This is a genomic window from Dickeya chrysanthemi NCPPB 402 (genome assembly GCF_000406105.1).
In the GTDB taxonomy this organism is placed as follows: domain Bacteria; phylum Pseudomonadota; class Gammaproteobacteria; order Enterobacterales; family Enterobacteriaceae; genus Dickeya; species Dickeya chrysanthemi.
In genome coordinates this window covers 428,634-442,144 of sequence record NZ_CM001974.1, presented here as the reverse complement: position 1 = coordinate 442,144, position 13,511 = coordinate 428,634, and the positions used below count along the sequence as shown (strand labels likewise).

The window sequence follows — 13,511 nt, the reverse complement described above, 5'->3', positions numbered from 1 at the left end:
TTACCGGCTTTCAGCCAGGGGTGTGAAAGGTTGACCAAGCAGATTGTTCGACGCGATACGGTTTCTCGCGTTGAGGCTCTGGCCGGAAACAATCACGCACCCAAACTTATCAAGCGGAATACTACCGCCGTATTCCTCCACAACGTCGGTATCGGGGTAGATATCGACGATGCTTGGCGCATAGCGCGTGGCGAATCCCATACGGAAATCTTTTTTAGACGAGTTGGGATAAGAGGCGTGCATCAGCGTGGACCAAAAGATCACACATTGACCGGCCTTCATGACCAATGGAAATGCTTTGCTTTCGTCTGGTTTCCAGTCTGGCTCTATCTGTAGTTCACGGTAGTCATACCCGAAGAATCCCCGTTTTTTCCCCTCTTTCGCCCGGCTGTTAATAATCTCGGTCTGATATGCCATTGCTTTCGTTTCGTCGTAGTTCATTTTGAGGTGCGTGCCGGGCATAATTTCAAGACAGCCATTTTCAATGGTGGCATCGGTAAATGCCGTCCAGACGGTCAGCGTCCCTTTGCCAAAGCGATCTTCTGTTTCGCCTGGCCATAGAATCTGAGGCTTACCGCTGGCATTCGCGAAGGTGTCGGCCTGATGCCAGTCAGTCCCTTCATCACCCGGATATTTCGGGAAAAACTCTGTACGCCAGCACAACACATCTTGACCCAGAATATCGGCAACCGGTGCAACGATACGTGGATTAGTTATGTGTTTACTCAGCAACTCGATATCCAGGTGACGGTCATAATTAGAAATGTTAGTGGCCGCGCCGTAGGAATCCGCCGGGTAAGCGGCATTGCTTCGATCCGGCAATTGTCGACGTACTTTATTCCAGATATCGCTCATTTCATCTGGTGAATAAATCGTTAACGGGCCTATATAACCATTGCGATGAAAGCTATCTAATTGTTCTTCTGTCAGGTGCAGTGCCTTACTCATTTTACACATCCTCTTTTAGAGAGTTATTTCGCTGAGAAGAAAACGTTTCTTAATGTTGTGTTGTATAACCGCTCCATGGATAGCGTCAGTCCAAACTCTTTTTTTACTTTTTCATTTAATGAAATGGCTATCATCGAATGGCCACCCGCATCAAGGAAATTATCATCAGGTTCAACTGGCTGCTCTAAAATATCCTCCAGCCACAGCAAATATTGCGCCAGCGCCTTTTCTTTATGGATATCTTCTTTCAGATTTAAAGTGTCATTGACAGTCATGGTTTACTCCATTGAATGCAGAATTAATTTCTTATCAATCTTTCCATTTACCGTTTTCGGCATGACATCGATTCGCCTGTAGCGCAGAGGGCGCATATATACCGGTAAAGCGAGCCGGGCCTGAGACTTCAACTTCTCTTTTATCTCCTCTTCATCCTGCGCCGATGAAGACGTGAAGAAACCGATCAGGTGATAACCATGTATATCCGTCTTTGCCGCCAGCACAGAGATATCGTCAATTTCTTCCAGCTGTGCCAGGACAGATTCGATCTCACCCGTTTCGATTCTGAACCCATTAATTTTCACCTGCTCATCACATCGCCCGAGATAGATGAGCTCCCCTTTGGGGTTGTGTTTTACGACATCGCCGGAACAGTAATACCTTTGGGATACGCCCTCTGTTTCCAGCCATATAAATTTATTGCCATTATCGTTTTCTGTATTCAGATAACCGATCGTCACCTGTGGACCGGATAAAAGAAGCTCTCCCCCGTTCTCAATCGAGAGCTCATTACCGAGTGGGCGAATCATGTAATGAAAATGAGGTAAAACCCAGCCGATGTTTGATTCCGGATTCATCAAGTCTGCCGCATTGACAATATGCCAGCTGGCATGAACCGTCGTCTCCGTAATACCATACATATTAACCAGTATGGGTGAATGTAATCCGAAGTGTTTGCTCCAAACTTTTAGTGTCTGGAAATTCAATCGCTCACCGCCAAAAATAATACAACGTAGCGATAGTTCCTCCGGTTGAAATTGACAAAGCTTTTCCGCATTCACTGAGAATGCAGTGGGTGTCTGATTAAGTAAGGTAATATTTTCTTCTTTAATAAGTTCGGCAAGGGCATGAGGAACTATTTTTATTTCTTCATCGGGTATCACCAATTTCCCGCCATACCCCAACACAGACCATATTTCCCATACTGAAAAGTCAAACGCGTAAGAGTGGTAGAGCAGCGTTGCATCTTGATTACTGAAATGAAATAAGCTCTCAGTAACGCAAAATAAAGCCGCCAGGTTGCCATGGGTAATCGGCACCCCCTTAGGTTTTCCTGTCGTACCCGAGGTGTAGATAATATAAGCCGTATTATCAAGCCGGGAGTGATCACCAAAGTCGGTTGAGGCCGCCGCCGATTTCAGCGTCTGTATCGATACGTGATCGATGCAATAAAGAGAAGACATGTCGCTATCGGAAATCGTCAAAACCGGTTTAGCGTCATCCACAATCAACCGATTTCTTTCCAGAGGCGCTTTTTTATCCAGAGGGACATAAGCCGCACCAGCATATTGTACGGCAAGCAACGCAGTGATCAGATCTACAGAAGGCGTCAATTCCACCGCCACGCGATGACCAGGTTCAACCCCCTGGTTTCGTAATGCGCCAGCAATAGAGAGAACCTTCGCCTTCAATACATGATAAGTCGTACTGGTTTCGCCATCTTTGACCGCAATACGTTCCGGGTATCTGTCCGCTACGTCTAAAAAGCATCCCAGCAACGTTTTTGACGGTATGGATGAGGGTGTATCAGTGTTCACATCATCCTCCATTTTGGACAAAATAAGCCACATCCGTTCTTTTAAAGACTATATATAGACATTAAAACGAACAAGCGTTTTGTATATTCTTATTTGGAATTAATTAATTATTTTTATGATTTATAATCATATCTCAGATTTACTGCAGTCTGGCCTGTCGCCAGAGCATTTCAGGAAGGAGTTGGCGCACCTATTACGTGGGACAAACAGCATGAAGCTATGTGAGAAAAGTGAGCAAAAATCGGCTGATGTTATTCGCTATAACGAACGGCAGAAACAAAAAAACCACCTTTCGGTGGTTTTCTGCATTGTGTAGACATTCGTCTGCACAATTGAATTTGGAGCGGGAAACGAGACTCGAACTCGCGACCCCGACCTTGGCAAGGTCGTGCTCTACCAACTGAGCTATTCCCGCAGAGGTGTGGCGTAACGTCGCATAAATTTGCTGTCGTTACGGGGAGCGGATTATACGAGAAACTTTCTCTCCCGCAACCCCTCTGACAAAAAATAGTGTTCAAGTGCCGACAAAATCAACAATACGCTGAAAATCCCCGCAACAGCGAGGGCCGGGGCACATTTTTACACTGTCATGCCAACGGCTCATACCCTCGTTACGGCTAACAGCGACAACCAACCGTTACAACTGAATAAAGTGTTCGCGGTAGTACGCCAGTTCCGCCACCGATTCACGGATATCATCCAGCGCCTGATGGGTATTACGCTTCTTAAAGCCCGTCAGCATTTCCGGTTTCCAGCGGCGCGCCAGTTCCTTGAGCGTACTGACGTCCAGATAACGATAGTGGAAGTAAGCCTCCAATTCCGGCATGTAGCGGAACAGGAAACGGCGATCCTGCCCGATGCTGTTGCCGCAAATCGGCGACTTGCCTGCCGGCACCCACTGTTGCAGAAAACGCAACGTTTCCAGCTCGGCGGCACGGTCGTCATAAGCGCTGGCTTTCACCCGCTCGACCAATCCGCTGGCGGTATGAGTACGGACATTCCATTCATCCATCAGCGCCAGTTGGCTATCTGACTGATGTACCGCCAACGTCGGGCCTTCCGCCAGAATGTTCAGGTTGGCATCGGTCACCAACGTTGCGATCTCGATGATACGATCCCGTTCAGGATCCAGCCCCGTCATTTCCAAATCGATCCAGATCAGGTTGTTTTCATTTACCATCGTCGCTATTCCCGTGTCGCCATTGCTATTGAAAGTTTCTCCACCGGCAGGCTGACAGGCCCGGCGGCGGTTAATTAAAATAAAATAGCGTGTATTATAGTCGCTTCCATCGCCACCGGCGATAAGCGTCGAACCAAGAGAGACTGCGTGAGTAAAAAGAAACTGTCAAAAGGTCAGCAACGGCGAGTCAGCGCCAACCATCAGCGCCGCCTGAAGCATGCCGACAGCAAGGTCGAGTGGGATGACAACCAGTTAGGCGAACCGCAGGAAGGCATCATTATCAGCCGTTTCGGCATGCATGCCGATGTGGAAGCGCCGGATGGCGAACTGCACCGCTGTAATCTTCGCCGTACCATCCCCTCGCTGGTCACCGGTGACCGGGTCGTCTGGCGCGCCGGTAATGAAACGCTGGCCGGCATCAGCGGTATTGTCGAAGCGGTACACCCACGTCAGTCGGTGTTGACCCGGCCGGATTACTATGACGGTATCAAACCGATCGCCGCTAACATCGACCAGATTGTGATTGTCTCCGCCATCTTGCCGGAGCTATCGCTCAATATTATCGACCGCTATCTGGTGGCCTGTGAAACGCTGGAAGTCGAGCCGCTGATCGTGCTCAACAAAACCGATCTGCTGGATGACGAAGGTCGGGCGTTCGTAGAAGAGGTGATGGATATTTATCGCAACCTGCACTATCGGGTGCTGATGGTATCCAGCCACACTCAGCAGGGCGTCGCCGAGCTGGAAGCCGCGCTTACCGGCCGCGTCAGTATCTTTGCCGGGCAGTCCGGCGTCGGTAAGTCGAGTTTGCTCAACGCGTTGCTCTATCCTGACGACGCCAAAATTCTGGTCAACGACGTGTCCGATGCGTCCGGACTCGGCCAGCACACCACCACCGCTGCACGTTTGTATCACTTCCCCCACGGCGGCGATGTCATCGATTCGCCGGGCGTGCGGGAATTCGGCCTGTGGCATCTGGAGCCGGAACAGGTAACGCGCGGTTTTGTCGAGTTCCGCGACTACCTGGGCAGTTGTAAATTCCGCGACTGTAAGCACGATACCGATCCCGGCTGCGCTATCCGCGCCGCACTGGAACGCGGGGAGATAGCCGCAGAGCGTTTCGACAATTACCACCGCATCCTTGAGAGCATGGCGCAGGTAAAAACGCGTAAATCCTTTTCAACTCCGGATAACTGACATTTATCGTATCCACCGCTACAATGCGCCCCTTTTTACGGCGTACCCTTAAAAAAACGACGAGGCTCACTGTGCTGGACAGAATCAAGATTGCTCTACAACATCTGCTCCCGAAGGTCTGGCTGACGCAACTGGCCGGCTGGGGAGCTGACCGCCAGGCCGGCATGCTCACCAAACTGGTGATTGACCTGTTTGCCCGCATCTATAAGGTCAACATGCAGGAAGCGCAGCAACCGAATACGGCGTCCTATCGTACTTTCAACGATTTCTTTGTACGCCCGCTGAAACCGGGAATTCGCCCGGTCGACCCGCTGGCGAACCGGCTGGTTTTCCCTGCCGACGGCGCTATTTCTCAGTTGGGCACCATTGACGATCTTCAGGTCTTGCAAGCCAAACAGCACAACTATTCGCTGGAAGCGCTGTTGGCCGGTAATGTCATTCTCGCTGACCTGTTTCGCGACGGCGTGTTCGTCACGACTTATCTCTCGCCGCGCGATTACCACCGCGTGCACATGCCGTGCGACGGTATTTTGCGCGATATGATCTATGTACCGGGCGACCTGTTTTCCGTTAACCCGCTGACCGCCGCCAACGTGCCGAACCTGTTCGCCCGTAACGAACGGGTGATTTGCCTGTTTGATACGCCATTCGGCCCGATGGTGCAGATTCTGGTCGGCGCTACCATCGTCGGCAGCATCGAAACCGTTTGGGCTGGCGTGGTTACGCCGCCGCGTGAAGGCATCATCAAACGCTGGGCCTACCCGATGGGAGGCGAAGGTGCCGTCATTCTGGAAAAAGGCGATGAAATGGGCCGTTTCAAACTCGGCTCTACGGTGATTAATCTGTTCGCGAAAGACCGTATACGGTTCATGCCCGGTTTGGCTAGCCAGAGCGTGACCCGCATGGGTGAAGCGATGGCCGAAGCGCTGGATGAAGACATTCAGACACGCATGAGCGCCAACGACGATACCGACACCACCCCCTGACCCCATCGCCACACCTGAGGAGGCCAGCCGTGCGTCTGATTCTGATTTTCCTGATGGGATGCCTGTTATCAACCACGTCGCCGGCCGCCCAGTTGCCTGACGAAACGCAACTGAAACAGGATCTCCAGCAAGCCGAAACCAACAAGAACGCCCCGGCGCAAGCCGACATCGTCAAAGAGCTGCAATCGGCGTTGCGGTTGCTGGATGAACGCCGGGAGACCCGCCAGCGGGCCGACCAGTATCAGCGGGCGATCGATGATTTCCCCAAACTGACCCGCTACCTGCGCCAGCAGTTGGAGGCGGAAGACGCGAAACCCGCCGCGCCGCCTAAAACCACCTCGGTTAACGACCTGGAACAGCAGATTGTCCAGATCAGCAGTCAGTTACTGGAGCAAACTCGCCAGTTACAACAAGAACAGGACCACCAGCGGGAAATCAGCGACTCGCTGGCCCAATTGCCGCAGCAACAAACTGAAGCCAACCGCGCGCTGAGCGACGTCGAACGGCGCATACAGGCATTGGGCAACCCCACGACACCACTCGCTCAGGCGCAACTGGCCGCCTTGCAGGCCGAAGCCGCGTTGCGCAAAAGCCGGCTGGAAGAGCTGGAACTGGCGCAGCTTTCCGCCAGTAACCGTCAGGAACTGTCGCGTCTGCAGGCGGATGTCTACAAAAAGCGACGTGACCGGCTGGATAATCAGCTCCAGTTGCTGCGCAGCACGCTGAACACCTTGCGTCAGCGCGAGGCGGAACAAGCACTGGAACGAACCGAGCAACTGGCGGAGCAGGAAGGTCAGCTACCTGCGGCGGTCGCCAGCTTGCTGCAAACCAACCGCGATCTTTCCATGGCGCTGAACCAACAGGCGCAGCGCATGGATCAAATAGCCGCCCGCCAGCGCCAGACCGCCGCCCAAACGCTACAGGTACGCCAGGCGTTGAGCACGCTGCGTGAACAAGCGCAGTGGCTCGGCTCCTCACCAGCGCTGGGTGAAACCCTGCGCGCGCAGGTAGCGCGACTGCCGGAAATGCCCAAGCCACAGCAGTTAGACGGCGACATGGCGCAGTTGCGCGCCCAACGCCTGCATTATGAAGACCAACTCAACAAACTGCCGGCAACCAGCGAGCCCGCCCGACAAGACAACGGCGCGCCATTGACCAGCGCCCAGCAAAAGATCGTCAACGATCAACTGCGAACCCAGCGTGATCTGCTCACGTCATTGATCTCCGGCTGTGATACCCAGATTCTGGAGCTGACCAAACTCAAGGTCGCCAGCAACCAACTCGAAGACGCGTTGATCGAGATCCGCGACGCGGCGCACCGCTACCTGTTCTGGGTAGCGGATGTCGATCCGATTGGTTTTGCTTACCCACTGAACCTGTTGCGCGATCTGTCGCGCCTGCTCTCGCTGGATACCCTCACCCAGCTCAGCGGCGCGATGCTGATGATGGCCACCAGCCAGGGTACCTTATTGCCGCTGTTAGGCGCGTTGCTGCTGGTTGGGCTGAGTATCAGCTCGCGCCGCCATTACCACGCCTTTCTTGAGCGCGCCAGCAGCCGGGTCGGTAAAGTGACGCTCGATTACTTCATGCTCACGCTGCGTACCGTGTTCTGGTCGGTGATGGTGGCCATGCCGTTGCCGGTGCTGTGGGCCGCCCTCGGCTACGGCCTGCAAAGTGCCTGGCCTTACCCGGTCGCCGTCGCGATCGGCGACAGCGTCACCGCCACGGTGCCGTTGATGTGGGTGGTGATGGTCTGCGCCGCCTTTTCGCATCGTCAGGGGCTGTTCATCGTACATTTTGGCTGGTCGCCGAAGCAGGTGGCGCGTGCTATGCGCTACTACCGCCTCTCCATCGGCTTTATCGTGCCGCTGGTGATGGCGTTGATCACTTTCGATAACCTCAACGAGCGGGAGTTTTCTAGTACGCTCGGGCGGCTATGTTTTATCTTGCTGTGTATGGCGCTCAGTCTGGTGACTACCAGCCTGAAACGTGCGGGTATTCCGCTGTATCTGGATAAAGAAGGATCCGGTGAAAACCCGGTGAACCGCGCGATGTGGAATCTGATGATCTGCATTCCGCTGATTGCCGCGCTGGCGTCCTGCCTGGGCTACCTCACTACCTCGCAGGCGTTGCTGGCACGATTGGAAACCTCGGTCGCCATCTGGTTCTTCCTGCTGGTGATTTACCACATCATCCGCCGTTGGATGCTGATACAACGCCGCCGCATCGCTTTTGACCGCGCCAGACAGCGCCGGGCGGATATGCTGGCGCAACGCGCACGCGGCGAGGAAGAGGCCAACCCGTCGTCACACGAAACCAACGGGGACGTGGTGGAAGAGCCGGTGGTGGATCTGGATGCCATCAGCGCCCGCTCGCTGAAACTGGTGCGATCGATCCTGACGTTGATCGCGCTGGTGTCGGTTATCGCCCTGTGGTCGGAAATCCATTCTGCGTTTGCGTTTATGGAAAACATCAGCCTGTGGGATGTCACCAGTACGGTGAAAGGCGTGGAGAGCGTGCAGCCGATTACCCTCGGCTCGGTACTGATCGCGCTGCTGGTGTTTGTCATCACCACGCAGTTGGTGCGAAACCTGCCCGCACTGCTGGAGCTGGCGGTGTTGCAGCATATTGAGCTGTCGCCCGGTACCGGCTACGCCATTATTACCATCAGCAAGTACCTGATGATGCTGGTGGGTGGGCTGATGGGGTTCTCGTTGATCGGTATCGAATGGTCGAAATTACAGTGGCTGGTGGCGGCGCTCGGCGTAGGGCTGGGGTTTGGCTTACAGGAGATCTTCGCCAACTTCATCTCCGGCCTGATCATTTTGTTCGAAAAACCGATCCGCATCGGCGATACCGTGACCATTCGCGATCTGACCGGCAGCGTGATGCGCATCAATACCCGCGCCACCACCATCTCCGACTGGGATCGCAAAGAGATCATCGTGCCCAACAAGGCTTTTATCACCGAACAGTTCATCAACTGGTCGCTGTCTGATTCGGTCACCCGTGTGGTACTGACTATTCCGGCGCCTGCCGACGCCAATTCACAAGAGGTCACCACGCTGTTGCTGGATGCGGTGAAACGCTGCTCGCTGGTGTTGGATAACCCGCCGCCGGAAGTGTTTTTGGTGGATCTGCGTCAGGGCATCCAGATTTTCGAACTGCGTATTTTCGCCGCCGAGATGGGTCACCGTATGCCGTTGCGCCACGAACTGCACCAGTTGATTCTGGAAAGCTACCGCGAACACAATCTGGTGATGCCGTTCCCGCCGTTCCAGGTGCGGATGGACTCGGTGCAGGTAGCCGGGCGCAACGCCGCCACCCGCACTACGGGTGGGTTGTAATGACACATAAGTTTTCATGATATTTAAACTGTTATTACGCTGAATAAAGAAAACCACGGCAAGCAATAGCTTCCGTGGTTTTCTGTCAACCTGAGTCATTAAGAATGAAAAAACGGCGTCAGGCGCGATCCACCGTAAACGCCATCACTTCGCCGATAGACTCGGCATTCAGCGCCAGCATCACCAGACGATCCACACCTACCGCTACGCCGGAACACGGCGGGATGCCGGCTTCCAATGCTGCCAGCAGGTTTTCGTCGATCGGTTGTACCGGCAAACCACGCGCGGCGCGCTTGCGGTTATCCTGTTCGAAACGCTGACGCTGCTCTTTGCCGTCGGTCAGTTCGCAAAAACCGTTGGCCAGCTCGACGCCTTTGTAATACACCTCGAATCGCTCCGCCACCCGGTGATCCTCGGTGCTGATTTCCGCCAGCGCCGCCTGCGTTGCCGGGAAATGATAGACGAACGCCGGCTTATCGCGACCGATTTGCGGCTCCACGCCAAACGCGAACAGCAACTGCAACAGCGTGTCGCGGTCCTCTTCCCGGTTCGCCACATCGCCTACGCCGATTTTTTCCGCCGCTTCACGTAATTGCGCTTTGTCCGCCGACAACGGGTCCACTTCCAGATGACGCTGGAACGCCTGCTGATAAGACAGCATTTCCGCGCCGTCGCACTCCAGCACCTGTTGCAGCAGGTCATCCATTTCGTTCATCAGGCGGTACATATCGTAGTGCGGGCGATACCACTCCAGCATGGTGAATTCAGGATTATGGTAACGGCCGGACTCTTCATTGCGAAAACTGCGGCACAGTTGGTAAATCGGCCCGCTGCCTGCCGCCAGCAGGCGTTTCATGTGATATTCCGGGCTGGTCATCAGGTACAGCGGCATACCATCGGCGACGCCGGGGCCGACAAAACGGGTCTGGAATGGAAACAGATGCACGTCCGTTACCGTCGCCTGACTCATGGCCGGCGTTTCCACCTCCAACACGCCGCGATCTGAGAAGAAACGCCGGATTTCTTTCATTATCGACGCTCGTTTCAACAGATTGGCGACAGGGGCGCTAGGCTGCCAACTGACCGTTTCGCTCATGATTTCCACTCCACACTCAAACTGGAGGAGCAGTCTACCCGCATCCTTCTGGCCAGACAAATTTATCCAGCGGGAGATTTTCTTCAATTTGATTTGTCGAGATTATTGAAGAAATAAAAGTGATAATTATGAATAAATCACCTTTCCCGTCACGTTTTCCGGAATATGTCCGTGCAGATATTAAAAAACAGCAAAATACTGGATCACATCAAATTTAAGGCATCTTCAAATCGCTATAATCATTCCCATACAAAAAAAGAGTGATTGACTCTCTCTTTATAGGTAGTTCAGATATTTTTTCACTCGATTTAATGTCCTGGAAATTAAAACGGAAAATAAGTGACGACGTTGGATTTCATATTATTTTCTTAATTTAATTTATTTAACTTAAGTAATTGGAGGCATGCAGTGCAAACCTTTAATGCCGATTTGGCCATTATCGGGGCCGGGGGAGCAGGTTTACGGGCCGCGATTGCTGCGGCACAAGCAAATCCCCAACTCAAGATTGCGCTGATTTCCAAAGTCTACCCGATGCGTAGCCACACCGTGGCCGCAGAAGGGGGATCGGCGGCGGTCACACAGGATCATGATAGCTTCGACTTCCACTTCCACGACACCGTGGCCGGTGGCGACTGGCTTTGTGAACAGGATGTGGTGGATCACTTCGTGCAGCAGTGCCCGCGGGAGATGACCCAGCTTGAGCAGTGGGGTTGCCCGTGGAGCCGTAAGCCGGATGGTTCAGTCAACGTGCGTCGTTTCGGCGGAATGAAGATCGAACGAACCTGGTTTGCTGCGGATAAGACCGGTTTCCACATGCTGCACACCCTGTTCCAGACTTCTCTGAAATACCCACAGATTCAGCGTTTCGACGAGCATTTCGTACTGGACATCCTGGTGGATGACGGGCATGCCCGTGGGGTCGTTGCTATCAACATGATGGAAGGGTCGCTGATTCAGATTCGTGCCAACGCTATCGTGATGGCAACAGGCGGCGCCGGGCGCGTCTATCGCTACAACACCAACGGCGGCATCGTCACCGGTGACGGCATGGGCATGGCCTTCCGCCACGGCGTACCGTTGCGCGACATGGAATTCGTCCAGTATCACCCCACCGGCCTGCCGGGCTCCGGTATCCTGATGACCGAAGGTTGCCGTGGCGAAGGCGGCATCATGGTCAACAAAGACGGCTACCGCTATCTGCAAGACTACGGCCTCGGGCCGGAAACGCCGCTGGGCGAGCCGAAAAACAAATACATGGAGCTGGGGCCGCGCGATAAAGTGTCGCAAGCTTTCTGGCACGAATGGCGCGCCGGGCGCACCGTATCCACCCCATTGGGCGACGTGGTCTACCTCGACCTGCGTCATCTGGGCGAGAAGAAACTCAAAGAACGTCTGCCGTTCATTTGCGAACTGGCGAAAGCTTACGTCGGCGTCGACCCGGTCAAAGAGCCGATTCCGATTCGCCCCACCGCGCACTACACCATGGGCGGCATCGAAACCGACCAGCAGTGTGAAACCCGTATTCAGGGCCTGTTCGCCGTCGGCGAATGTTCGTCCGTCGGTCTGCACGGCGCCAACCGTCTCGGCTCCAACTCGCTGGCAGAATTGGTGGTGTTCGGTCGCGTAGCCGGTGAAAAAGCCGTAGAACGTTCGCAGTCAGCAGCACCGGCCAACGCCAGCGCACTGGATGCGCAAGCGAAAGACGTGGAACAACGCCTGCACGCACTGATGAAGCAGGAAGGGACCGAAAGCTGGTCTAAAATCCGCGACGAAATGGGGCTGTCGATGGAAGAAGGCTGTGGTATCTACCGTACCACCGACCTGATGCAGAAAACCGTCGACAAACTGGCGGAGCTGAAAGAACGCTTCAAACGCGTGAAAATCACCGACCGCTCCAGCGTGTTCAACACCGATCTGCTCTATACCATCGAACTGGGTCACAGCCTGGACGTTGCCGAATGTATGGCGCACTCCGCCATCAACCGCAAAGAGTCGCGCGGCGCGCATCAGCGTCTGGATGAAGGCTGCACCGAGCGTGATGACGTCAATTTCCTGAAGCACACGCTGGCGTTCTATAACCCGGAAGGCGCACCTCGCCTGGAATACAGCGATGTGAAGATCACCAAGCTGCCGCCGGCGAAACGTGTTTATGGCGCCGAAGCGGAAGCTCAGGAGAAAAACAAGAAGGAGCAAGCGAATGGCTGATATGAAAACCCTGAAAATGGAAGTCATGCGCTATAACCCGGAGCAGGATAACGCCCCGCACGTCGAAACTTACGACGTGCCCTATACCCGCGAAACCTCGCTGCTGGATGCGCTCGGCTACATCAAGGACAACCTGGCGCCGGACCTGTCTTATCGCTGGTCCTGCCGTATGGCGATTTGCGGTTCCTGCGGCATGATGGTCAACAACGTACCGAAGCTGGCCTGTAAAACCTTCCTGCGCGACTACACCGGCGGCATGAAGATCGAAGCGCTGGGTAACTTCCCGATCGAACGCGATCTGGTAGTGGACATGACCCACTTCATCGAAAGTCTGGAAGCCATCAAGCCGTATATCATCGGCAACGGCCGCACGCCGGACCAAGGCCCGAACAAACAGACCCCGGCAGAGATGGCGAAATACCATCAGTTCTCCGGCTGCATCAACTGCGGGCTGTGCTACGCCGCCTGTCCGCAATTCGGCCTGAATCCGGAGTTCATCGGTCCCGCCGCGATTACGCTGGCGCACCGTTACAATCTGGACAATCGCGACCACGGCAAGAAAGAGCGTATGCCGCAACTGAACGGCGACAACGGCGTCTGGTCCTGTACCTTCGTGGGTTACTGCTCTGAAGTGTGTCCGAAGCACGTCGATCCGGCGGCCGCTATCCAGCAAAGCAAGGTGGAAAGCGCCAAAGACTTCATGATCGCCATGCTGAGACCACAATAAGGGAGGCAACA

The 13,511-nt window shown here is 54.3% G+C and carries 10 protein-coding genes and 1 tRNA gene; 5 read left to right on the top strand and 6 right to left on the bottom strand.

Annotation, left to right across the window (positions count from 1 at the left end; all coding sequences use genetic code 11):
- From DCH402_RS02150 to orn, 5 genes are all read right to left on the bottom strand, one after another.
- Positions 1–948 (bottom strand): chlorinating enzyme, encoded by a 948-nt coding sequence (locus DCH402_RS02150; protein ID WP_039999382.1) that lies wholly within the window; start codon positions 946–948, stop codon positions 1–3.
- Positions 949–971: 23 nt separating this feature from the next.
- Positions 972–1,223 carry an acyl carrier protein gene (locus DCH402_RS02145; RefSeq protein WP_039999381.1) on the bottom strand — a complete coding sequence of 84 codons (252 nt, stop codon included), beginning with the start codon at positions 1,221–1,223 and terminating at the stop codon, positions 972–974.
- A gap of 3 nt (positions 1,224–1,226) precedes the next feature.
- A complete protein-coding gene (locus tag DCH402_RS02140) occupies positions 1,227–2,762 on the bottom strand; it encodes an amino acid adenylation domain-containing protein (protein ID WP_161624062.1) in 1,536 nt (511 codons plus the stop codon).
- A gap of 339 nt (positions 2,763–3,101) precedes the next feature.
- Positions 3,102–3,177: transfer RNA gene (locus tag DCH402_RS02135), tRNA-Gly, on the bottom strand.
- Positions 3,178–3,399: 222 nt separating this feature from the next.
- Positions 3,400–3,942, bottom strand: a complete 543-nt coding sequence (gene orn / locus DCH402_RS02130; RefSeq protein WP_039999378.1) for an oligoribonuclease — start codon at positions 3,940–3,942, stop codon at positions 3,400–3,402.
- 147 nt (positions 3,943–4,089) lie between these two features.
- On the opposite strand from orn, the gene rsgA reads away from it, so the two are divergent.
- The 3 genes from rsgA to mscM all read left to right on the top strand — a co-directional run bounded on the left by rsgA (position 4,090) and on the right by mscM (position 9,472).
- Positions 4,090–5,139: a small ribosomal subunit biogenesis GTPase RsgA gene (gene rsgA / locus DCH402_RS02125; protein ID WP_039999376.1), complete on the top strand. Its 1,050-nt coding sequence runs from the start codon at positions 4,090–4,092 to the stop codon at positions 5,137–5,139.
- Positions 5,140–5,210: 71 nt separating this feature from the next.
- On the top strand, positions 5,211–6,125 hold the full coding sequence (asd, locus tag DCH402_RS02120; protein WP_039999374.1) for an archaetidylserine decarboxylase: 915 nt from the start codon (positions 5,211–5,213) through the stop codon (positions 6,123–6,125).
- A gap of 29 nt (positions 6,126–6,154) precedes the next feature.
- The gene (mscM, locus tag DCH402_RS02115) at positions 6,155–9,472 is read left to right on the top strand and encodes a miniconductance mechanosensitive channel MscM (protein ID WP_039999373.1); all 3,318 of its coding nucleotides are present in this window, start codon (positions 6,155–6,157) and stop codon (positions 9,470–9,472) included.
- A 118-nt stretch (positions 9,473–9,590) separates the two neighbouring features.
- Here the strand turns inward: mscM and epmA are convergent, their stop codons facing one another.
- The gene (gene epmA / locus DCH402_RS02110; protein WP_033576778.1) at positions 9,591–10,568 is read right to left on the bottom strand and encodes an elongation factor P--(R)-beta-lysine ligase; all 978 of its coding nucleotides are present in this window, start codon (positions 10,566–10,568) and stop codon (positions 9,591–9,593) included.
- 408 nt (positions 10,569–10,976) lie between these two features.
- Between epmA and frdA the strand changes: the two genes are divergently transcribed.
- A complete protein-coding gene (gene frdA / locus DCH402_RS02105) occupies positions 10,977–12,773 on the top strand; it encodes a fumarate reductase (quinol) flavoprotein subunit (RefSeq protein WP_039999371.1) in 1,797 nt (598 codons plus the stop codon).
- Complete coding sequence (locus tag DCH402_RS02100) at positions 12,766–13,500, top strand: succinate dehydrogenase/fumarate reductase iron-sulfur subunit (protein ID WP_039999369.1); 735 nt, start codon at positions 12,766–12,768, stop codon at positions 13,498–13,500. The genes frdA and DCH402_RS02100 overlap by 8 nt, the downstream gene beginning before the upstream one ends.
- Positions 13,501–13,511: the final 11 nt, after the last annotated feature.

Excerpts from the sequence above, each read along its gene's own strand:
- DCH402_RS02100 (WP_039999369.1), top strand. The coding sequence starts at position 12,766 with ATGGCTGATATGAAAACCCTGAAAATGGAAGTCATGCGCTATAACCCG.
- DCH402_RS02150 (WP_039999382.1), bottom strand. The coding sequence starts at position 948 with ATGAGTAAGGCACTGCACCTGACAGAAGAACAATTAGATAGCTTTCAT.
- orn (WP_039999378.1), bottom strand. The coding sequence starts at position 3,942 with ATGGTAAATGAAAACAACCTGATCTGGATCGATTTGGAAATGACGGGG.
- DCH402_RS02145 (WP_039999381.1), bottom strand. The coding sequence starts at position 1,223 with ATGACTGTCAATGACACTTTAAATCTGAAAGAAGATATCCATAAAGAA.
- epmA (WP_033576778.1), bottom strand. The coding sequence starts at position 10,568 with ATGAGCGAAACGGTCAGTTGGCAGCCTAGCGCCCCTGTCGCCAATCTG.